We start from the raw sequence: 23525 nt of genomic DNA, 5'->3' as shown, positions 1-23525 counted from the left end.
AAAAACTCTGCTTATCCTTATACAATATGCTGTCACCTACATAAATCAAAAAATCCCCGGCATATATTTAACTTAACATATATGCCGGGGACGATTATACCGCGGTGCCACCCCTCTTACAGATAGCTGATATACATAATATAAAAATATACAAAAAGGCAGGTACTTTCAAATACTGAAATATACCTGCCACCAGTTATCTGTCAACTTACGGAATACTATCATATTCCTCCCCCTGTAACGCGAGGACGCGTTCACAGCTACTAAGATTAAGACTTAAGTAATACTTAATCTGTTCACCAGACATCTCCCAAATCCATTCTCATGAATCTTTCATACCGTTTCTCACCATACCGGCTCTCTGTGATGTGATCCTCCATGATACTACTTTTGTTCATAGATTTTCTCTTCATATTTGTTTAGAATTCTATCACTATACTTTAATGAAGTCAACTGTTTTTTTATCACCATAAGTGTTTTTATATATATGAAAATGTATTTTTATATACCACTATATATTTCTATGCTCTAAATGTATTCTCTCTTTTCTATTCTAATCTCACTATTTTCATTCGTAGCCAATTCTCATTATTTTCTTTTCGTATTCTAATTCTCATTTTTTCTTTTTCGCAGCCAATTCTCATTATTTTCTCCATATTCCAATCACATTACTCTCTTCTTAAGTTTTAGTAATATCTTCTTCTCCATACGGCTAATCTGAACCTGGCTTGTCTTATATCTTCTTGCTATATCAGACTGTGTAAGTTCTTCATAGTATCTAAGCCTTATTATCTCCTGTTCCTCTCTTGTCAGACTCTTAAGAAGCTCTGATAGTAACATACTGTCTATAAGCCTGTTCTTCTCTGTATCTTCTGACTGAATATTATCATTATCACTCATCACTTTTTCAATAAGACTCATCTCACTTCCATCATTACCATATACCGGCTTATATATAGACTCTACCTGACTCGCAGCTTCTATCGCCATTACTATATCATCAGTATCTATCCCAAGCATATATGATAACTGAGCAACTGTCGGTTCTTCTCCTGTCCTCTTAATATACTCATCTGTTGCTCTCTTAACTTTTATACCATTATCCTTAATCTGCCTTGATATCTTAATTATTCCGTCATCTCTTAAATGTCTCTTAATCTCACCCATTATAAGTGGAACTGCGTATGTAGATAATCTGACTTCCATATCTGTATTAAAGTTATCAATCGCTTTTATAAGACCAATCGTACCTATCTGAAACAGATCTTCATTCTCTGTTCCTCTTCCGGTAAATCTCTTCACTATACTCCATATCAGCGGTGTATTATCAATGACAAGTCTGTCTCTTGCCTCTTTATTCCCATCGTGCGCCAACTTAATAAGCTCATTGGTAGAAATACCGCTTATATCCACACACTCACCCTTTACTATCCTATTATCTTCTTCATATATACACGAGTTCCCATCATAGGCACTGATACAACTCTAAGTTCATCCATGAATGCTTCCATGAATGCAAATCCCATTCCGGAACGTTCTTCATCAGGCTTAGTCGTATACATAGGTTCCATCGCCATACTCACATTCTCAATTCCAATTCCATCGTCACTAATCTCAAGTTCAAGTATACCACTCGAATTCTGACTGTATAATAACTTCATCTTCATCCTGATTATTCCATTCTCATCACCTTCATAACCATGAATTATACAGTTAGTCACAGCTTCCGATACTGCTGTCTTGACATCTGATACTTCCTCAAGAGTAGGATTAAGCACAGACATAAAACCAATCACTGCTATCCTTGCAAAAGATTCATTCTCAGATCTGCTCTTAAATCTTACTTCACATTCATTATCACACCCGGTTAATAACTTTTCCTCTAGCTGCATACAATATCCCCCTTATATTCTCTGCATACATATAAGTTCATCCAAATTGTCGAATACTTCAACTATTTTAAACAAACCACTCATTCTAAATATTCTCTTTACACTTTCATTAACTTCAACAGCGTATACTCTTCCTCCGGTTTCACTAAGGACTTTATATCGTCCCATAATAAGTCCTATCCCTGAGCTATCCATAAAAGTTGTATTGCAAAAATCAAAAATGATATTCTTAATCTGACAGTATTCTATATACTCTTTTGTATCATTTCGTATTATCTCAGCCTGATGATGATCAAGCTCTTTATCAAGATGCACAACAAGACTATCTCTATATACGCTATACCTAGAATTCATAATACTCCTTTCTTTATAACAAGCCATAGGGAGCATAGAAACTTATATTATTCAAACATACAGCCAAAATATTACTATATTGCACTATATCATAATGAATCGAAAGATCTTCTTATGATACTATAATGAAAATATTGGCATTCTCTTTGAAAAATAATATAAAAAAGGCGATCTCTTAAGAGACCGCCTATAAGTGTCTGTGACAATCCCTAACAACTAATAACCTAGATTCTGTGATGAATAAGTTGCCAACTGTGTATCAGGGAAATTATCTATAACGTATTGGTAATATGGAGCTGCGCTGGCTGCGTCTCCAGATTTCGAATATGATCTTGCCAGATAGTAATTAACTTCTGCACCTGTTCCATCTATCTTATAAGCTCTTAACAGATTATCAATCGCTACAGGGAAATCATTAGAATTATATGCATCATAACCTGTCTGATAAAGAGAACTAAATGCCTGTGTTCTTGCTGTCTGGTATATTGTATTGTAAAGTGTCTTTGCTGTCTCTGAAGGCATTGAATCAACTGACAGATTAGCAATCTGTTCACCTGCTTCAACTACATTGCCAGATATATAGAGATTGGCAACGCTTAATATTCCTTCATATTGTGCAAGTACACCTGTCTCGCCAGTATATTGTGTCGCTGTTGCTACAGCATTATCTCTTTCGGTTGTAAGCTGTTCAACCTGTGTCTTTAAAGAATCAAGTTCTGAAGTCTTATTAGCAAGGTCATTACTTAATTCATTAATCTCCTGCTGCTGCTGTTGTCTAAGTGCTGTTGTTCTCGCCGGTAATATAAGTGCACCAAGAAGTACTGCACCAATTACAAGACCAATGAGTATACATACAACATTCATAAGTCCATTAGCCGGTTCCTTATACGAATTACGAGGAACAATCATATCACTTCCTGTAATTGTAGTCTCAGGCTTAAATACTTTCTTCTCTCCAGGTGATCTCTTCGGTCTGTCATACGATACCGAATCTTCAGGATCTGCACCGAGTCTTGTATCAACAGCTGCAATATACTTAAGAGTAAGCGTATTATTGCGATCAATTGCTATTGCTTTTTTCAATGCTTTTCGTGCTTTATCAAATTCTTCTGTTTTTATATATAAAAGTGCTAAAAGCTGATGACCTTTTACAAGGTTTGGATTAAGATTAAGCACTTTTTTTAACTGAATCACTGCAAGATCATCACTTCCCTGCTTAGCATATAGAAGTGCCTGATTATACTTCTTGATAGTCTGATTAATAACATCTAACTTATTAGGATTAGACTGTACTGCCTTAATATAACTATCAGCTATATTCTTCTCTGGCTGAAGATTCTTACTTATAACCCACTCACTAAGTGCTGATACAGCTTCACCCATCTCAAAATATACAAGTCCAAGAAGATTTCTTGCTTTTGTATTAAGTTTATTAATTCTTACGCTCGTTCTAAGAGCCACAACTGCACCGGAAAGATCTCTTACCTGTGCTTTTGCAAGTCCAAGATTATAATATTCATTGGACTTCTTAACAATAGTCTTATAGACAGTTACATCGGCACCGCATTTTACACAGTAATCGGCATCGGTTAACTGACTATTACAATTATAACATTTCATATTATTCACCTTACCAATCTAAGTTATTATGCCTGTTCTTTGTCTTTAATCTCTTTGAGTAAAATATTAATTATCTCTGTAACATCAGTAATGTCATTATTGTATATCGCATCCTCTGCCTGATCTACTTCAAGACTTGGTTTAAACTTTTTTATCTCTTCATCAAAATTAATCATCATAATATCATTCCTCCACAAACTCACTGTACCACTGATATATCTTTCAATATCCGAATAATACAGCTATCTACAATTTCTTTATTACTCTATCTATTATTTAAATCACTTAAATGTTCTTTTATCATTCCAACCAGATATAAAGATCCTGCACACATAAGGATATCATTACTGTCTTTTATCTTAAGTGCAGTGTCAAAAGCTTCATAAGGATCATCAACTGTCACAACACAGCTATCCTTAGAATACTTCATAAAAGTATCTGCTATTATCTGTGCATCAAGATTGCGTTTACCATATATATTAGTAACTACTATATGGTTAAAATGCACTCCTTCGCATATCTCCTTTATCATCTGAGAATAATCTTTATCTTTAACTGCTGAAAATAACAATGAAAGACTCTGAGTCTTAACAAGGCTCTGACAAGTCTTAATAAATGCTGCTATTCCATCTTCATTGTGAGCACCATCAAGAATCACATCCGGAAGAACTCTCTCCATTCTTCCTTCCCATCTGGTATTCATAATACCATTCCTAACCTGTTCACAAGATATATTACAGCCTGTTACTTCACCTATTACCCCTGCAACAGTTATAGCCATCATACTGTTTGCTATCTGGTAAAGGGCTATTGAAGGTACAGAAAACGTACCTTCTTTATAATACATATTTTCAAAATAAAAATCAATATTTTCAATTGATTTTTTAAGAATTTTTGCATTTTTTGATAAAACTGCAAATGTTTTAGCATTATTCTCTTTAGCCTTCTTCTCTATAACTTTAGCAACTCTTACATCATCAGCAAGATATACAACCGGTACAGATGGCTTAATAATACCTGCTTTTTCACTTGCAATCTTCTCAATAGTATCTCCAAGTATCTCCATATGATCCATACTTATTGAAGTAATAACTGACACAAGAACTCTCTCAAACACATTAGTTGCATCAAGTCTTCCGCCAAGTCCCACTTCAAGCACCGCATATTCAACCTTTTTCTTTTTAAATATATACATTCCCATAAGAAAAAGATATTCAAAATATGAAGGATGAACCATACTCTCTTCATTATCAAGTTCATCAATAATTCGCTTAGTCTCTTCAAATGCTTCTATGAACTCATCTTCACTTATCACATTCTTATTAATAAGAAAGCGCTCTCTTGTAGTAACAAGATGAGGTGATATAAATGTTCCGACATTATAACCACATTCTCTTAAAATTCCTGTTATATATGCACATACAGAACCTTTTCCATTAGTTCCTGCTACATGTATTATCTTAAATGTATCTTCATTAACACCAATTCTGTCAAGAATTCTTCGTATATTATCATGCGTTGTCTTCTTCGAGAACTTTGGTATCTCTTCTATATAATCTACTGCATCGTTGTACGAATACATATCATCATTCCTTTTAATAATCTATCATTATTCAAATATCTGCTATATTCAAATAATTACTATATTCAAATAACCAATATATACTTAGATTAGTTATTAACAAAATAAAGTACTAGAATACATAATATACGCACAATCTTAATATTGCAATAGTAACGCACAATGTTTTTCTTAATAATTTCTTATTTTTTGTCTAAGACGCTTCATAACATACAAATATGCCGGTATAAGGAATATATCTGCGAATATCCATGCGAGAGGATTAGCAAATACTACTGCATTATAGCCAAATACAGGTACAAGTACAAATCCCGCAATACTTCTTGCAAACATCTCACATATTCCTGCAATTACTGCAAATGCTGAAAAACCAAGTCCCTGTATCATAAATCTTACAATATTAACAAGTGCAAGCGGAAAATAAAATGCTGCATTTGCGACATTGAATTTGTATATATAATCTATAAGCTGCATGTTATCTTTTTTTACAAAAAGAAGTGCAAACTGTTTACCAAATAATAATATTGCAACAAGTGCTATGACTGAATATATAAGACCAAGTTTTATACAATCTTTAATGCCTCTGTCAACTCTGTCAAGCTTACCTGCACCAACATTCTGACCACCGTAAGTCGCCATAGTCGAACCCATAGCATCAAATGGACAACACATAAACATACTTACTTTACTTCCTGCTGTTACTGCTGCCATATAAGTCTCCCCAAGAATATTAACCGCAGACTGCAATATAACACTTCCGATTGCAGTAATTGAATACTGTAATCCCATAGGAATTCCCATTGAACATAATCTTATCGCATGAATACGGCTAAGTTTTAGATCCTTCTTAGTTATTCCAAGATAATTATATTTTTTAATCATATATATAAGACTTATAATTCCTGATACAGCCTGTGCACTTACTGTTGCAACAGCTGCTCCGGCAACGCCCATAGGTCTTACAAGTAAAATATCAAGTACTATGTTGATAAGCGATGAGAATATAAGGAATACAAGCGGTGTAATACTGTCACCAAGCGATCTTAATATAGCCGACACAGTATTATAAAGTATAGTCGCAGGAATCCCCATAAATACAATAAAAATATATATAAACGCATCATCAAGAGTACTCTTTGGTGTCTTCATCCATATAAGTATATCTCTCGTAAGAATACCTATAACAACTGTTATTATTATAGAGAATATAAATGCAAGTGTAGCACTGTTACCTATATATTTTCTAAGATTAACATTATCTTTAGCACCATAAGTCTGTGCTACAGGTATCGCAAAACCATTACATATTCCCATACAAAAACCAAGTATCATAAAGTTAATAGAACCTGTTGATCCTACCGCCGCAAGTGCATTAACACCTAGGAACTGTCCAACAATTATCGTATCAACCATATTATAAAACTGCTGAAATAAAAAGCCAAACAATAATGGAAGCCCAAATGACAATATAAGTTTCATCGGTATTCCACTTGTAAGATCCTTTGATCCTTCCATCTTCTTTAATATATCCTTTATCACTGGCATTACATCCTTTCATCATTTATATTTAAAATGGTCCTACCTATTTTAGGCTTTATAATTATATCAAAAAGTTTTCTCTTTTCAATATCAAAATCGTCTATTTCTATAAAATTTTATAGAGTTACATAATGTTGTTTTGATTTTGCTATTAATATGCTATAATGTGGGCTGTTGACATACCAAAGATAAATAAGCTGATTACAAACACTATAACAGCTCGAAAGAGGGTTTTTTATGCTAAATAACACAACCGGGCGGGAAACGCTCGTACTAAACATTGCTATATGCGATGACAATATTGATTTTTTAACAATTATGCATCACAATGTAAAAGATGTATGTAATACACTTAATGTTGCTCCTGATATAAAGTTATACGACAATCCGCTTAAACTCATGGATGATCTTGCACAGCCTGACAATCTAACAGAACTTCTGCTGCTTGATGTCGATATGCCACAGATGTCAGGACTTGAACTTGCTTCAAAGATCAGAGAGACAGATAATGACATAATAATCATATTCGTAAGTTCATATGATCAATATGTCAGACAATCAATTGAATATCTTCCATTTAGATATATCAAAAAAGAAAAGCTGCAGCCCGAACTATTTGCAGCAATTCAGGCTGCCTCGCTTAAGATAAGCAATTCGCCTCGTAATAGCTGCATAATAGTCAAAGCAAGTGCCTCAGAACAGTTCAAAGTGCGAAAAAAAGAGATTATGTATATCGAACTTATAGACAGAAAGCTGATTATACATACTAAAAAACTAGGTGATATAGTTACAAGAGCATCAATGAAAGAAGTTATATCACAATTAAACAACAAATACTTCTTCCAGCTTCATCCAGGATGTATTGTGAACATAAAATATATCGCTATAATTGAATCTGAACACTCAATTATGCTTGATAACGGTACAAGGCTTATAATAAGTCGTGCCAAAGTTACAAGCCTAAAAGATGCTTTGCTTGAATACTGGAGGGAAGATGTATGAATACTTTTTACTGGATCGTGGAATATATGGCAAGTCTCATAGAGATAACAATGTCATGTATATTCTGTGGAACTTTTTTAAATCGTGAACATCTTATGGAGAAAAAATATCCAATACTATTATATTCTTTTACAGGATCTCTGATAATAATGATACTTAATCACTTTAAGATGTTCTCATTCATTAACTCTTACCTGGCAATAATATTATTCTTAATAATACAGATAAGATTATACAAGCCCTTCAAATGGACTCATATTCTTCTCGTATTTATATATACAATAATATTGTCAGCAATCGACTTTTCAACAGCATATTTTGCAGCACTTGCACTTAACAGCAACGTTCCATATCTGTTAAATACACAGGGAAGTGAAAGACTTATATGTATACTCTTGTCAAAGACACTTCTTCTGTTAACAATAACAACATTCAGCAAAATATTCAAAAGGACATTCCGTTTTATAAGCAAATATGTCCTTATGACATGTGTATATTCAATGTTCTTACTCGGAATGATATTTATAATGCTAGAGCTTAATATGCATACAATGAGCAAGCGAACTGAACTTCTGATGATGGCATTCTTCCTTGCATCTGTTATAATAGAACTCGCTATGTTCTATTTTGTAATAACAACAACAGAAGCACACGAACTAGAACAACAGATGCAGCTTATAGAACTAAAAAACAGTATGCTTCAAAAATCGCTTGATGAGACAGAGAAGACTTTCAGACTATGGAGACGCAGCGTGCATGATTATAAGAACGATATCATTACACTTACAAGCTTTGCTAATAAAGGAGACATAGACAAGATTAAGGCATATCTTACTGATAAAAATGATATCATAAGCAATCAGACATTCTATATAAAAACAGGCAATTCCAGTGTTGATGCTGTATTATATACCAAACAAAGTTATGCAATCGATAACCATATCAACTTCATCATCAATGCTTCAATACCATCTGACTGCTTCGTATCTGATATAGATATGACTAACATACTTGGCAATCTTATTGATAATGCTATCGAAGCAAGTATGAAAGAGAACGAACCTTATATTGATATAACAATCAAGCAGGAAAAAAGTTTCTTCATAATTAAGATTATTAATAAATACAGTGAAAAACTTCCACCAAATCTTGCTACCAGTAAAAAAGACAGTAAATTTCATGGAATCGGCTTAAATAGTGTAAGACATACTGTTCACAAATATAATGGAAGCTTTGACATTGTAAAACGTGATAATACAGTTGTTGCAACTGCAATGATGCTTACCGGATATGATAAGGATGTTCTAACTTCCGATAGTGAATATTATTAATTACAATTAATATGACTGATTGCATTATAAATCAGTCATTCAAAAAAGGCTATGAACCCATAGCCTTTTTTCTTAAAAAATCATCTTATAAACTCTTGTAAACATTATCTTATCATAAAAGAATCATTATATGTTCCTTTTGCAAGATCCTCAGCTCTTAACACTCTTCCTGATGAAAAGAATATATATGTATCATCTGCAAATACAACATCTTCATCTTCAGGAATATCTATATACTGAACTAGATCAGGTTCACTTGCACATTCATGAGTTACATATATCTGCTTAGCATTATCCTTGTATATTACAGCACATAGATTATTAGCATTACTGAATACATAAGACTCCACACCACAATCATATTCTAACCCTATAGGTGATATATCTGATTCATCAGCATTATTAGTAACAGCTTTCATATCAAGACTTGCTATCTCATCATTAATTACATAATATCCAAATAACATATTTCTCTTCTGATGAATAGTAAAATATCCAAATGGATAAGCTATCACTCTCATAGTCGTTCCTGTATCACAATCATAACGATATACATTAGCTATCTTCATTCCTCTTGTATCTTCGGTTGCATCTCCAACTACAGAATAGAATACATCTGCGCCATATCCTTTCATATCAGCAAAATATCCACCATCAGATTCAAATTTGGCTATACATTCTTTACCCGAACCATCTGTCTTGTATCTGTATATGCTAAGCTTTTGCTCTGGTCTGCTATTGCATACATAGATATAATCGCCCTGCCTTACTAACTTCCACTTATCAAAATACTCAGCTTCATAATATCCTGCTTCAAATAATACTCTGATTCCATCTTTACTAAGCGATACTACATCTACTTTTCTGTCAGACTTTTGAAAAGCATATATATTATCTTCATAACCATATATATATTCTCCAAGAACACCTTCTGCATCAGTCATAATCTCTGTCTTATCAGTCAGTTCACTATTATAATGATACAAAACATTATTCTCTTTAATATAATATCCACCATCACTAGCTTTACATATATTAGCACCATCTCTTGTCCAATATGGCTGACTTATATAATCATCACTCTCCATCACAGTAGGCTGTCTGTCTATAATCTCAAAATCAGATGTTGACCCCTGAGCAGGCTTAGGAATACGTGGAATTATAACAGCAGCTATAGCTACTATAAGAATTGTATTGATAATTATTGTCTTAGATATCTTTTTCTTCTTCATACTCATTCCCCCATTAAAATATTTATTATTTAATAATATATTATACTATATATCGGTACAAATGTATTTAGAAAAATCTTTCTATTGACAAATCAAGAGATATGTGATAGCAGATTTCATCACTTTAAACCGATATTCCTTTTATGTTAAAAACCAACAAAATTCTACGCTTTTTTTGTTAAATTTTGTCGAGCGTAATACTGGTGATGACAGTTATGTTATGGCAATCTCTGATTATATATTAGCTGTAATTCATGTTGATGATTCCAAAAAAATATATGTTGGAAGAATTACCGGTGGTTATCCTATTCTTTTACAATATATAGATATTCCTGAAGATGAAGATATTCTCTTTGCTGATGATAATTATATATTCTTTAGTTCCGGCAAAGTTATTAAATCATCTGAACTCTCTAAAGCTACTTATAATGACGCTTATCTTTTTTGATAAAAAATATTCCAAGAAACTTTAAAATGTTTCTTGGAATATTATAATTGAAAGCCCTAATAGTTCTATAACTTTAAAATATTTTTACTACTTCTCTAGTACACTTTCCACAAAAATCACCCTCCCAATCTTCAGCAAACTCTTCGACTGGTGTAAACCTACTTAATAACTGCTCGCCCTTATCAACAGTAATCATTTCAGAAAACCAAATATTTTTCTCTAGAGATAGTTCTGTGCTATCTTCAAATTTAAAAACAATGCCTCTTGTCAGCCAAATATCATAAGCTTGATTACCATGTTCAAAAACCTTCTGATGTTCGTTGATAATATCAACTTCTTTGATAATCTTATTCACCGGAACTTCTATCATAGTATTACCAGTAATAAATGACTTAATTTCTAAAGCTGAACACTTATCTACTCTAAAAACAGCTACGTCTTCGTTTGCACCATAATAATCCATGGTTTGAATTAAATTTGTAAATGTATAAGATGCCTTATCGGTATAAATACCAACAATCCCATAGACTGCTGTAGAATACTCAAAAGGATCACATTTGTATTTAATTAATATAGTACCAATCATATCTCGAATACAACTAATCTCTTTTTCATTGAAACGTATATCAACATACTTCATTTATAAATCCTCCTGTATGAAATGTATTTTTTGTTTCTTAACACCACCTGTATGTGGGCTACGTTCAAAAAAAATGGTTCTAAATTTTACTTTGGGGTAGAGTTTAGAACCTTTCATTTTTGAAAAAAGATAGGCATAAACAATCCCGTAAGTTATAATTAAATCACCACAATCCAATAAACAAAGGAAAATGCTTATGCCTAATACTAATTTTATATTAAATCTTCTATTATTAAAGATGCTCCTATTCAATGCAACAGGCTTTTCTTTTACTCAACACTATTAATAGCATTAACAAATTCTTCAAGTGATACTTCTGCACAAGCAGTACTCATTGTTCTTATAACTGAATCTGTTGTAAATCTTGTGTCAATATCACTAGCAAGTGGTTCACTAGCATTCAAAGCCTCATTGTCAACATAATCACCGTCAACTTTAAAAGTTCCCTGATATGCATACAACGAATAGAACTTGTTATCATCTTCTCTTTGTTGTGCAAAAAATACATATTCATCACCTTTATGGAATATATATTGGTTATCTACTGTCTGTTTTACATATTTACCAGACAGTGACTCTTTGTCAGCATCAGGATCTTCATGTCCGAAAAGCTGTTCCCTAATGATGTCATTTTGAATAAAATCATCATATAGCATCTCGCCGCCATTAACATATAGCTTCTCACCATTATATTTGCCTTTATACACTTCTTCAACGACTGGTACTATCTCACTTTGAATCATTCCATTCTCATTAATATAAGGTGTGACCGATTCAACTTTTATCTTAAGTATCATATCTGCGTCATTAACAAGCTCATTAAAATCCATCGCAAGTTTATTATAGTCACCCATTGATGTAAGTTCATAAGCAAACTCTCTTTGTATTGAGCTATCTGTGTCTACAGCTAATGTCTCTTCATTAACTGTTTTCTGAGTAAGTGAAGTCTGTTTATTATTATCTTCTGTTTTGTCTACAGTTGCAGACTGACTTGTAGAACACGCACTCATCATAAGTGATGCCACTGCTATCGCAAGTATGACTTTTTTCTTCATATAAAACAACCTCCTTTATATAAATATAATCGCATGTTTTACACGAAAAGTAAACGGAATTATAATTCTATTTACTTTTCATATAAAGTGTGTTATAATATAGTATTTTAAAGTTTTTTCATATTATTAATCTGTATGTGGTAAAATTCTTAATATTATCAATATCATTTATTTTCTGTTTAACACTCTTCTATATTCCTGCGCTTCATTCATCCTTTTCTTTAAGACATCATTATAAGTCAATTATATTGTGAACTGCACTTTCTCCCATTCTTTCAAACAGCTTCTTTACAATGTATGTACTCGGATCACATCTATCATTTTCTATATTACTAAGATGTTTCTTAGTACAGATATTTTTACACAGTTCCTCCTGTGTCATTCCAAGTCCAATACGTTTATCCTTAATAACTTTTCCAATCGTTCGTTTTTCTTCTTTATTCATCAGATAATCATCCTCCCTTGTAAATTGTGATTAATTTTATTATTTTATTACGCCCTATGAATTACTATTACGGGATTCATCTTATGTGTATCTGATAGTAAATTGTGCTATCTTAATCTATATAATGTACCAGACAAACACTTTACTCAATAAAAGTTGATACATCGTCTCTTTATTGTTGAGATAGTCACTATATATATATATATATATATACCACCAAAAAAGACTATTTGCAACACTTTTTAGCCAAAATGCAATACAGCAAAGTTATACACTAACCTTAATTATCTTTGTATAACTTTGCCATATTAATTTTTCTTATAACTATCATGGTTCTATTATTTTTTTCCACCAAAAGAAATTTTATCGTAAAAATCTTTTGCTGTTGCAAGATTGTCAGAAGATACATCTGAGTATTTAAAAGTTAAACTTTACTTATTCTATATATAAAATCGGTGCAACCCTGCTTCGAGTTGCACCGTCTATTATTACATTATAACATCCATATATAATATGTTTTTTGTCTGTTGCTTCATTATATTTCTATAATATTATTTTTCAAGCTGTGCAAGTCTTTCTTTTACCTGCTCCATCATCTGAGTATATTTCTCAAGTTTTGCTTTTTCTTCGTTAATCTTAGCTTCTGGTGCTTTACTTATGAATCTCTCGTTGCTTAACATTCCGTTAACACGTTTTAATTCACCATTAAGACGTTCTTCTTCTTTTTTAAGTCTTTCAATCTCTTTTTCGATATCTACAAGTTCTGCAAATGGCATATAGATTACTGCATTATGAATTACTGTTGATACTGCATCATCATCAATTCCTGCTTTATCTGCCTGAATTACTACTTCGCTTGCATATCCAAGAGTTGCAAAGAATACTTTACCATTCTCGAAGATATTCTTAACTTCTTCATTGTCTGTTACTACGAATACTTTTGCTTTTTTACTTGGTGCAACATTCATCTCTGCTCTTACGTTACGGATATTTCTTACTGCTTCCTTAATAGCTTCGATTGCTGCTTCTTCTTTGGCAAAATTATATTCTTCTCTGTATACAGGCCATGATGATATCATAATTGATTCTTCTTCATCCTGAAGATTACAGAATATCTCTTCTGTTATGAATGGCATATATGGATGTAAGAGCTTTAATGAGTTAATAAGGACTGTCTTAAGTGTGTAAAGAGCCGCTTCCTTAGTTGTATCATCATCATTATAAAGTCTTGGTTTTACCATCTCTATATACCAATCGCAGAATTCTTCCCATATAAAATCATACAGTTTCTGTACTGCAACACCAAGTTCATATTTCTCCATATTGTCAGTTACTTCTTTGATAAGTGTATTCATCTTAGATATAATCCACTTATCTGCATCTGTAAGTTCTTCTATACTTACTTCTCTGCCTTCTGCTTTTTCTATATTCATCATAATGAATCTTGATGCGTTCCATACTTTATTAGCAAAGTTTCTGCTTGATTCAATTCTCTCCCAGTAGAAACGCATATCATTACCAGGTGCATTACCTGTTACAAGTGAGAATCTTAATGCATCTGCACCGTATTTATCGATTACTTCAAGTGGATCGATACCATTACCAAGTGATTTACTCATCTTACGTCCCTGTGAATCTCTTACAAGTCCATGTATTAATACTGTGTTAAATGGTACTTCTCCTGTATGTTCTATTCCTGAGAACATCATTCTCATAACCCAGAATGGAATGATATCATATCCTGTTACAAGTACATTAGTAGGATAGAAGTAATCCATCTCTTCTGTCTTGTCAGGCCAGCCAAGTGTTGAGAATGGCCATAATGCTGATGAGAACCATGTATCAAGTGTATCAGGATCCTGACGCATTGGCTTACCACATTTTGGACATACTGCTGTATTCTCTTTAGTTACTACTGTTTCACCACAATCATCACAATAGAATGCTGGTATCTGATGTCCCCACCATAACTGTCTTGAGATACACCAGTCACGAATATTCTCTAACCAGTGGAAATATGTCTTTTCAAAATGTGGTGGTACAAATCTTGTATCACTGTTCTTTACTGCATCTATTGCCGGCTGTGCAAGTGGTTTCATCTTAACGAACCACTGTTTTGATACTCTTGGTTCTACTGTTGTTCCACAACGGTAACATGTTCCTACATTATGGTTATAATCTTCAACTTTTACAAGTGCGCCTTCTGCTTCTAAGTCTGCAACAATTGCTTTTCTTGCTTCATATCTGTCCATTCCGGCATATTTTGGATAATCGTCTATAATCTTAGCATCGTCTGTCATTACGTTGATTATTGGAAGATTATGTCTTGCACCTACTTCAAAATCGTTAGGGTCATGTGCTGGTGTGATCTTAACAACACCTGTTCCAAAGTCCATCTCTACATAATCATCTGCTACTACAGGTATCTCTCTGTGTACGATTGGAAGAATAACTGTCTTGCCTACGATATCTTTGTATCTGTCATCGTTAGGATTAACTGCGATTGCTGTATCACCAAGTAATGTCTCAGGTCTTGTTGTTGCAAGATTAACATATCCACTTCCATCTGTAAGTTTATATCTGAGATGCCAGAAATGTCCTGCCTGATCTTCATATTCTACTTCTGCATCTGAGATTGATGTAAGACATTTTGGACACCAGTTGATTATTCTCTCACCTCTGTATATAAGTCCTTTATTATAGAGGTTAACGAATACTTCTTTTACTGCTTTGTTACAGCCTTCATCCATTGTGAATCTCTCTCTGTCCCAGTCACATGATGAACCAATCTTCTTAAGCTGTGATACAATTCTTCCTCCATACTGTTTCTTCCAATCCCATACTCTGTCTAAGAAAGCTTCTCGACCAAGGTCTTCCTTAGTAAGCCCTTCTTTTTTGATTGCTTCTACAACTTTAGCTTCTGTTGCTATTGATGCATGGTCTGTTCCTGGAAGCCACAGTGCTTCATATCCCTGCATTCTCTTCTGTCTGATTATAATATCCTGCATTGTATTATCAAGAGCATGTCCCATATGAAGCTGTCCAGTAATGTTTGGTGGTGGCATTACTATTGTGAATGGCTTCTTATCTCTGTTTACATTAGCATGAAAATATTTTTTATTCATCCATTTTGTATATAATCTTTCCTCTATCTCGGAAGGATTATAGTTTTTTTCTAATTCTTTCTTCATAATATCCTCCTTATTTTTTGACAAACTATGAGAAACTCTTGAAGCGTGTTTCTCAAGTTATCGTGGCAGTCGCCAAGGTCTCGTGCAAGCACTGACTTTGGTTCGTTGCTCACATAAATTAAAAAGCCCTCTGCATATTGCTATGCAAAGGGCGAATTATCGCGGTACCACCTTTTGTTGACTTACACTTATATGTGTGTCATCTCATAGTTCTGTAACGTGAACTACTCCGTTATGTCTTACTTATATTGCTATTAACAATATCTTTTCAGACATACTGCTCGGAAGCTACCTTCTACATATACTTTTCCAAACCACCTTACAGCCGATGAATGGTTCTCTCTGGGGATGTTGTATGTATACTCCTCTTCGTCAGCACATTTATCTTTTCTCATTTTAAAAAGATATTAGTAATTTGTCAAGGATTTTTACTAAATATGTTAGAGGGAAAAATATTCTGCTTGCATTGATGGAGTAAAGCTAACAATTTTATTATCTCTTATACAGTACATCTTATCACACAATTTATTAAGATACTGATGCTGATGACTTGTCAATAATATTGTTTTCCCATCCTTTTTTAAGCGTTCCAATATGCTTACAACTTCAGAATTTGTCTTATAATCAAGTGCATTAAATGGCTCATCAAGTATTATTATCTCCTGATTTTCCATAATAGCTTGTGCAATTCCAAGTTTTTGTTTCATACCCATTGAATATTTTCTGACTAGTGTTTTATCATTCCATTTCAATCCAACCATATTCATTGTTTTCTTTATATCTTCATTATTAATTTTATTATTTATCTGAGCAAGCATCTGTAAGTTTTTATAACCAGTACAATATCCTATATATCCTGGTTCATTAATAAGAATTCCAACATTCTGTGGAAAATCCATATTTTCACCAACAGTTTTACCTGCAACCTTTATAACTCCTGTATCAGCACTCATAAGACCTGCTATCATCTGAAACAATACCGATTTTCCACTTCCATTTTCGCCTACAATTCCAATACATTCTCCACTTTCAACCACAAGTGTCATATTATCATACACATTATGTCCTTTGAAAGTTTTTGTAACATTCTCAATTTCTATTATTTTTGACATACCAACTCACTCCATTTTTTCATAACTATTCTCATTTTATCAAAGTTCTTTAAAGCAATTGTTTCTATAAATACTGCAAACAATACATTAACCAATACTATCCATATTAGAAAATCTTCTTGTTGCTTTGCAAACATTTCCATAATCTGATATACTGAGCCTTTACCCAATATAAAAAGATTCATTTCAGAAGACCAAATACCTACCATCCATAAAACAATAATTGCAATATATGCACATATTGAATTATGCGTTATTCTGTATATAGTATAATTACATATATACAATATATTCATCTCAACAACTCTTAACAAAACTGCTATGAATATTGATGTTATTACGGTTCTATTATTCTGTCCATAGTACTCACCAGCAATTGCATACCACTCTGTATTACCATTGTATATAAGCTGAATTATATTTCCAATTATACTCGTTGTTACTATATATTCTATCATCATTCTATTAACTAACAATTTCCCATTTCTGTACATTTTTTTATTCCATAAATTTTTATTATTAAATCTGAACATCCATATTGTATTCTTGTTATTAATCTCATCACTCCATTTTGCATTTACAGCATATAATGCAAGCATAGCGCATGATACATATGACAAAAATTCAACAAATTGAAAGTTTTCATATGAAAATCCTTTAAATGCATTCCATATATACATCATACCACTTTGTTCACTATTAATTAATAATATTACATTTATTCCAACCAAATATATACATTCTATATAAGGATTTATTTGCATTATTGCCACTTTATTGTCATTTAAGATTCTTAACCTTTTTGATCCTGTATTAATCATAACTGCTTTTTTGTATAATACCCTTATTATTACAAACATCAAAGTTAAATTTAACACTACAAGTTCTTTATCCCCCTCAAATGTATGATGGAAAATGTAATAATTATTAATGAAAAATATTTTTAGTATTCCACTATCAATTTCTGTCATAAATCCCATCATTACATTTGCTATTATACCTAGTATTAATATAACTTCCCCAATACCATTGAGAATTTCACTGCCAAAGTATATAATCAGAACAATAAAAAGACTACCAACATACCACACTATTGTTGCTTCTAGCATAGCTATTATCGGGTTATATATCTTTAATGCATATATTTGTAATACTTCTATCTCACTAATACAAATATTTTTCATCACTACATCTGAATATCTTACACTGCCTGCTAATCTAGTGCTTCCAACAATATATGCAATCATTATATGGCTTACAATTACAATGAATAATTGTATCATACTAACTATTATTTCTTCTTTATAAAATAATGAGATTTTTCCAAAACGTACACGTTCTAATGGTCTCTTTTCTCTGATATTATATATTGAAAATATTATCACAAAAAACAGCCATACATACACCATATAATAATGATTTGTAATCATATATAGAACATATTCATGCACATTCAATTCTAAATCTGTTGCCATCTTTAGTTCTTGTCCACACATGAATGTATATATTAATAAAATAGCTGTCATTAACTTTATTATCTTAGGATTTTTTATCTTCTTACCAATTCTCTCACAGCACATCTATTCTTCACATCCTTCTACCTGTTTTATATTAAATATCCTGCATGCAATAATAACTATTCCACATACAAGTATAAATACCAACATTCCAACACAGTAATTCCAGATATGCATACACGTTGGCGAGAGTCTATTAAGAACATATGATGTCATTATACTATACTTAGGAATTTGCAATGTTGCTGTAATAAAATTTTCACTCATACAGTACATAAACGAAAACATTGTCGCAACAAACATATTATCTATTAATAACATTATAATGCAACCTGCCATAGTAAATATTGCTGCAATAATTCCCTTCCATACACACCATATAATCCCAAAGATATACGGATGATGTATCTGCCAATTACCAAACACATATTCCGAAAGATTTGACTGTTCTTCTACTATTTGCACAGTTATAATCTTTAGTGATACTATTAATGGTATATAATAAGCTATAAATACTATTATAAAAACTGATAATATTATTGCCACATACTCATAAATAACAAATTTTCTATTTCTTATAGTTGCATATTTTATAAATCCATCTTTCTTCTGTATATATACTAATGGCACAAACAACACACTAACTAACAATGGTAAAAAAAAGTCAACTGTCTGACATGCTTCAATCCAAATCTCTATTTTGTATGTTATCACAGTATTTCCTGCAACTATATACTCCAATACAATAATTCCAGCCGCAATCACAATACATAATATCATGCCTAATAATATCATTCTTTTAATCATTTTAATCAAACACGATGCATTACTCATATTATCAATCTCCCTATACTATAAATCATATATTTGTAAATTGTACGATTTAATAATACACTTTATTCATTATGAGTAGTTAATTCTAATCTTAATTTCAGCTTAAGCAAGTGGTAATTTTATAACAATTTCTGTTCCCTCTTGTAATTGAGATTCAACTTCAATTTCACCATTATGTGCAATTACAGCTTCTTTAGCTATTGCCAAACCAAGTCCGGTACCTTTTACATTATCTGAATCAGTTCCACGATAATAACGTTCAAATATGTGTTGTATATCTCTTTCTCCCATTCCTTTTCCATTATCTTTTATACTTACAATAACTTTTTCATCACACTTTTTAACATGAATTGTAACTTTAACATCAATTTTATTATGTACATACGCATTACTTATTATATTTACTAAACATCTTTTTAAGAGTTTACTATCTGCCAAGATCATATAATCTCCATCACATATACATTGTATTGATGTATTCTTTGTATAAAAACTAACCTCATCAATACATTGCTTCATTAAGTTATCAACAAATATTTTCTCACATTCTAACTTATATTTTCCTTCTGCAAGAGTCTGACTAATTTTTAACTCTTCAACCAGCTCTTTTATCTTCTCTTCTGCATTTATTATCTGTTTAGCATATACAATGATTTCATCTTTAGTATACTCATATTCTTTCAAAGTAAGCATCTCTGCATATCCTTTTATCGTAGATAATGGTGTCTTTATATCATGAGAAATATTACTAATCCATTCTGCTCTAAATCTTTTGTTTTGATCTAATGCATTTTCTAATTTTATTACACTATCTTCAATTTCTTTTAAAACATTGTTTTTTTTAGACTTCTTTTTATTCATTCTCTTACCATTTTGAATATTCTCTATATTTTCAAGCACATCTATAATCGGTCTAGATATCTTTGTTGAAAAAATATATGATGCAACAATCACCGATATTATCATCACGCCAGCAAATACTCCTATACATTTCACAATTAATTCTGTTTTACTTCCAGAATATACATACGTGTGCTTAGTTACAATATTTGAACTACCTCCCATTATTATACCATAGTCATCTTTCACAGGACATATAAACACTGTATCGCCATTTGTTTTTTCTGAATTCATTATATACTCTGAAATTTCAAATATATTATATTTTTGATAAATACCCTCTGGTGTATAATAGGAAACTATTACATTACCATTAGCATCGACAATCTGCATCCATAGATTATGAACTCTCAACCGCTCCAATCCTGATTCAGAAACTTCTATATCGCCATTATTATATACAATATACTGTTCCATCTGTCTTATAAGATACTGTGGCATATTATTATCTACAGAACGTCCATTAAAAAAGCATATTACGCATATAATTCCACTTATAAATACCGACATAATTGCTGATATTACAATTGCTTTTAACTGTTGTATTGCAATTCTATGTTTCATATTTTATACTCCCTCTGTATGTCATCATTAAACATATATCCTCTCCCCTTAACAGTTTTTATATATATGGGGTTAGATGGCTCTTCTTCTATTTTTTCACGAAGATGTCTAATATGTACCATTATTGTATTATCATATCCATCATAATCAACATCCCATATTTTCTCTAATATCCGTTCTTTACTAATTGTTATTCCTCTATTAACTACAAGATATTCTAACAACAAATATTCTTTTGCTGTTAGCAGCACCTCTTTATTTTCACATAATAGCATTCTTTTATTCATATCTAAAATGTATTTTCCAAACATATATGTATTATCCTTATTCATTTTATTTTCATAATACTGCTGTCTTATCAAAACTGCTTTTATTTTTGCAAGTAACTCTCTAGGACTAAATGGTTTTTCTATATATTCATCCCCTCCCATTGCATATGAAAGTAATTTATCTATTTCGTCTGATTTTGCTGATAAAAATATTATCGGAACCATTGATTCTAAACGTATATTTCTACACACTTCATATCCATCAATATCAGGTAACATTATATCAAGTATTATAAGATCTAATTTTATTCTCTTTGCCACTTCTATCGCTTCATAACCTGATGATACTGTATACACATTATAATATCCCTCTTTATTAGCAATAACTTTTATCATATTCAGTAAACTTTTGTCATCATCAACTATCAATATCTTTTTATGATATGGTGTCTTTATTATCTTACTATCTGTCATCAGCATTATCCCCCATTTTTTGTAGTATATTTAATATTCTATCACAATAATAGAAAATGGGCGTGTGAAAAAACGAGAGTTTTTTCATGCGTCCTTTTGCTTATGGATGTAATAGTAGTTATATTACATAAAAAAGGGTATAGTTCCCCTTACCCCATAAGAATGCTATTATGAAATCCTATGTGGCAGTTGCTGCTTTTTCTTTTTGTTGTGATATTTATAAAGATTGTGTCCGATAGAAACGAGAAATACTTCAAGCAATACAGATTTTATTCCTCTTCGGACAATTCTTTTGTACCACCGATCGTTTTTCATAATACCAAAGGTACCTTCTGCCTGAATGGATCTGTTCATCCTTAGAAGCGCTCCCTGGATACTTTCGAGATTTTCTATCACTTCCTGATGCATCGCTGTAAGTTCGCGGTTAATCCGTACAGTACGGTTTTTGTCTGTCTTTTTACATTGTTCTGCGTATGGACAGCCGGAGCAATCTTCACACTGATACACTTCTTCCTGACGCCCATACTTGTTCCCTTTTACGTTTTTTCGATACTGAAGATAAAAGTTTTTCCCATTTGGGCAACGCATGATTCCGTCTTCCCCTATTGGAAAATTTACTGCACGAAATGGATCTTCATGATACTTCTTGTCAATAGTCTCTTTCTTGAACATGGGAAATTTCATATATTTTTCCATTCCATGCTGCTCACAGAAGATGTAATTGTTGTAAGAACCATATCCGGCATCTGCTACTGGGTACTTCGGATAGAAGCCATATTTAGTATAAAACTTGTTCATTAATGGAATAAAACAATCCATATCTGAGCGATACTGATTTACATCAACAACAGCAATATATTCATCTGCAACACCGACCTGTACATTATAAGCTGGAAGCAACTGGTCATTTCCCATGTAGTCTGTCTTGATTCGCATAAAAGTGGCTGAATGATCTGTTTTTGAGTAGCTGTTGCGATCTTCTCCACAGATTTTGATTTTTTCCACGTATTCTTCCAACTTAGTAGCATACTCTTTGAGTTTCTCATAATGACGTTGTTGTGTAGTTTTGCGATGTCCCCTGCCATGAACAAACATTGCTTCATTAATCTGCCAGACTTCTGCATACTGTTCAGCAGCTTCCTTCAGATACTCTGGTGCATACTCACTATTGATACAAAGTTTCATACCTGTACATGAAAGTTCCTCATTGATTTCCTCAAAGAGTGTAGTGATCTTACCAAAGAGACGGTATCTGGATTTTTCGGTTGCTTTTTTCCATACCCAGGAGTATTTATTCGCATTTGCTTCAAACTTGGATCCATCAATGTATAGATGTTGAAGATCCACATGCTCTGTCTCGAAGATTTTTTTGTTTATATCTTGAAATATTTCTTCAATGGAATCAGCAAGCACTTCGTTGATGAAGTAGCCGAAAGTACGGTAAGAAGGTGCTTGATGATCCATAAGATACATGAAGCGGAGATTGACTTTACACTGATCCTCCAGTTCACGCAATAATATATA

General features: G+C 32.4%; 21 protein-coding genes and 2 other annotated features. Of the genes, 3 read left to right on the top strand and 18 right to left on the bottom strand.

Going from position 1 to position 23525, the window contains the following annotated elements:
• Window positions 1-83: 83 nt before the first annotated feature.
• Window positions 84-407 (bottom strand) — a binding site (T-box leader).
• A 256-nt stretch (window positions 408-663) separates the two neighbouring features.
• The 7 genes from KQI85_RS05825 to KQI85_RS05795 all read right to left on the bottom strand — a co-directional run bounded on the left by KQI85_RS05825 (window position 664) and on the right by KQI85_RS05795 (window position 6993).
• Window positions 664-1413 (bottom strand): sigma-70 family RNA polymerase sigma factor, encoded by a 750-nt coding sequence (locus KQI85_RS05825; protein WP_371820556.1) that lies wholly within the window; start codon window positions 1411-1413, stop codon window positions 664-666.
• Between the two features lie 14 nt (window positions 1414-1427).
• On the bottom strand, window positions 1428-1892 hold the full coding sequence (spoIIAB, locus tag KQI85_RS05820; RefSeq protein WP_216575150.1) for an anti-sigma F factor: 465 nt from the start codon (window positions 1890-1892) through the stop codon (window positions 1428-1430).
• A gap of 12 nt (window positions 1893-1904) precedes the next feature.
• Window positions 1905-2246 (bottom strand): anti-sigma F factor antagonist, encoded by a 342-nt coding sequence (spoIIAA, locus tag KQI85_RS05815; RefSeq protein WP_216575149.1) that lies wholly within the window; start codon window positions 2244-2246, stop codon window positions 1905-1907.
• Between the two features lie 216 nt (window positions 2247-2462).
• Entirely contained in the window at window positions 2463-3866 is a 1404-nt protein-coding gene (locus KQI85_RS05810; protein ID WP_216575148.1) for a tetratricopeptide repeat protein, read from the bottom strand.
• A gap of 26 nt (window positions 3867-3892) precedes the next feature.
• Window positions 3893-4045, bottom strand: a complete 153-nt coding sequence (locus KQI85_RS05805) for a hypothetical protein (protein WP_216575292.1) — start codon at window positions 4043-4045, stop codon at window positions 3893-3895.
• An 86-nt stretch (window positions 4046-4131) separates the two neighbouring features.
• Window positions 4132-5448 carry a folylpolyglutamate synthase/dihydrofolate synthase family protein gene (locus KQI85_RS05800; RefSeq protein ID WP_216575147.1) on the bottom strand — a complete coding sequence of 439 codons (1317 nt, stop codon included), beginning with the start codon at window positions 5446-5448 and terminating at the stop codon, window positions 4132-4134.
• Between the two features lie 171 nt (window positions 5449-5619).
• Complete coding sequence (locus KQI85_RS05795) at window positions 5620-6993, bottom strand: MATE family efflux transporter (protein ID WP_216575146.1); 1374 nt, start codon at window positions 6991-6993, stop codon at window positions 5620-5622.
• Between the two features lie 231 nt (window positions 6994-7224).
• Here KQI85_RS05795 and KQI85_RS05790 point away from each other — a divergent pair, with 231 nt between their 5' ends.
• Window positions 7225-7989 carry a LytTR family DNA-binding domain-containing protein gene (locus KQI85_RS05790; protein WP_216575145.1) on the top strand — a complete coding sequence of 255 codons (765 nt, stop codon included), beginning with the start codon at window positions 7225-7227 and terminating at the stop codon, window positions 7987-7989.
• Complete coding sequence (locus tag KQI85_RS05785) at window positions 7986-9320, top strand: sensor histidine kinase (RefSeq protein ID WP_216575144.1); 1335 nt, start codon at window positions 7986-7988, stop codon at window positions 9318-9320. Before KQI85_RS05790 ends, KQI85_RS05785 begins: the two co-directional genes overlap by 4 nt.
• 104 nt (window positions 9321-9424) lie before the next feature.
• Here KQI85_RS05785 and KQI85_RS05780 read toward each other — a convergent pair whose 3' ends face one another.
• The gene (locus tag KQI85_RS05780) at window positions 9425-10552 is read right to left on the bottom strand and encodes a hypothetical protein (RefSeq protein ID WP_216575143.1); all 1128 of its coding nucleotides are present in this window, start codon (window positions 10550-10552) and stop codon (window positions 9425-9427) included.
• 175 nt (window positions 10553-10727) lie between these two features.
• Between KQI85_RS05780 and KQI85_RS05775 the strand changes: the two genes are divergently transcribed.
• The gene (locus KQI85_RS05775) at window positions 10728-11000 is read left to right on the top strand and encodes a hypothetical protein (protein WP_216575142.1); all 273 of its coding nucleotides are present in this window, start codon (window positions 10728-10730) and stop codon (window positions 10998-11000) included.
• Window positions 11001-11073: 73 nt separating this feature from the next.
• Here the strand turns inward: KQI85_RS05775 and KQI85_RS05770 are convergent, their stop codons facing one another.
• From KQI85_RS05770 to KQI85_RS05725, 10 genes are all read right to left on the bottom strand, one after another.
• On the bottom strand, window positions 11074-11640 hold the full coding sequence (locus tag KQI85_RS05770) for a hypothetical protein (RefSeq protein ID WP_216575141.1): 567 nt from the start codon (window positions 11638-11640) through the stop codon (window positions 11074-11076).
• 269 nt (window positions 11641-11909) lie between these two features.
• A complete protein-coding gene (locus KQI85_RS05765) occupies window positions 11910-12695 on the bottom strand; it encodes a hypothetical protein (protein WP_216575140.1) in 786 nt (261 codons plus the stop codon).
• 232 nt (window positions 12696-12927) lie between these two features.
• Window positions 12928-13140, bottom strand: coding sequence for a helix-turn-helix transcriptional regulator (locus KQI85_RS05760; RefSeq protein ID WP_216575139.1), 213 nt, complete (start codon window positions 13138-13140; stop codon window positions 12928-12930).
• Between the two features lie 551 nt (window positions 13141-13691).
• Window positions 13692-16331 carry a valine--tRNA ligase gene (locus KQI85_RS05755; RefSeq protein WP_216575138.1) on the bottom strand — a complete coding sequence of 880 codons (2640 nt, stop codon included), beginning with the start codon at window positions 16329-16331 and terminating at the stop codon, window positions 13692-13694.
• A gap of 144 nt (window positions 16332-16475) precedes the next feature.
• Window positions 16476-16716 (bottom strand) — a binding site (T-box leader).
• 55 nt (window positions 16717-16771) lie between these two features.
• Window positions 16772-17443 carry an ATP-binding cassette domain-containing protein gene (locus KQI85_RS05750; protein ID WP_216575137.1) on the bottom strand — a complete coding sequence of 224 codons (672 nt, stop codon included), beginning with the start codon at window positions 17441-17443 and terminating at the stop codon, window positions 16772-16774.
• Window positions 17431-18918 carry a hypothetical protein gene (locus KQI85_RS05745; RefSeq protein ID WP_216575136.1) on the bottom strand — a complete coding sequence of 496 codons (1488 nt, stop codon included), beginning with the start codon at window positions 18916-18918 and terminating at the stop codon, window positions 17431-17433. Before KQI85_RS05745 ends, KQI85_RS05750 begins: the two co-directional genes overlap by 13 nt.
• A gap of 105 nt (window positions 18919-19023) precedes the next feature.
• Entirely contained in the window at window positions 19024-19794 is a 771-nt protein-coding gene (locus KQI85_RS05740; protein ID WP_216575135.1) for a hypothetical protein, read from the bottom strand.
• A gap of 102 nt (window positions 19795-19896) precedes the next feature.
• Window positions 19897-21258 (bottom strand): sensor histidine kinase KdpD, encoded by a 1362-nt coding sequence (locus KQI85_RS05735; RefSeq protein ID WP_216575134.1) that lies wholly within the window; start codon window positions 21256-21258, stop codon window positions 19897-19899.
• Entirely contained in the window at window positions 21255-22001 is a 747-nt protein-coding gene (locus KQI85_RS05730) for a response regulator transcription factor (protein ID WP_216575133.1), read from the bottom strand. Before KQI85_RS05730 ends, KQI85_RS05735 begins: the two co-directional genes overlap by 4 nt.
• 168 nt (window positions 22002-22169) lie before the next feature.
• Window positions 22170-23525 (bottom strand): transposase (locus KQI85_RS05725; RefSeq protein WP_216575132.1); only part of this gene is annotated, 1356 nt, incomplete at its 5' end.

Source organism: Falcatimonas sp. MSJ-15, assembly GCF_018918265.1.
Taxonomy (GTDB): Bacteria; Bacillota; Clostridia; order Lachnospirales; family Lachnospiraceae; genus Falcatimonas.
Note: the sequence above shows the minus strand (reverse complement) of the source record. Positions and strands in the feature narration are given on the sequence as shown.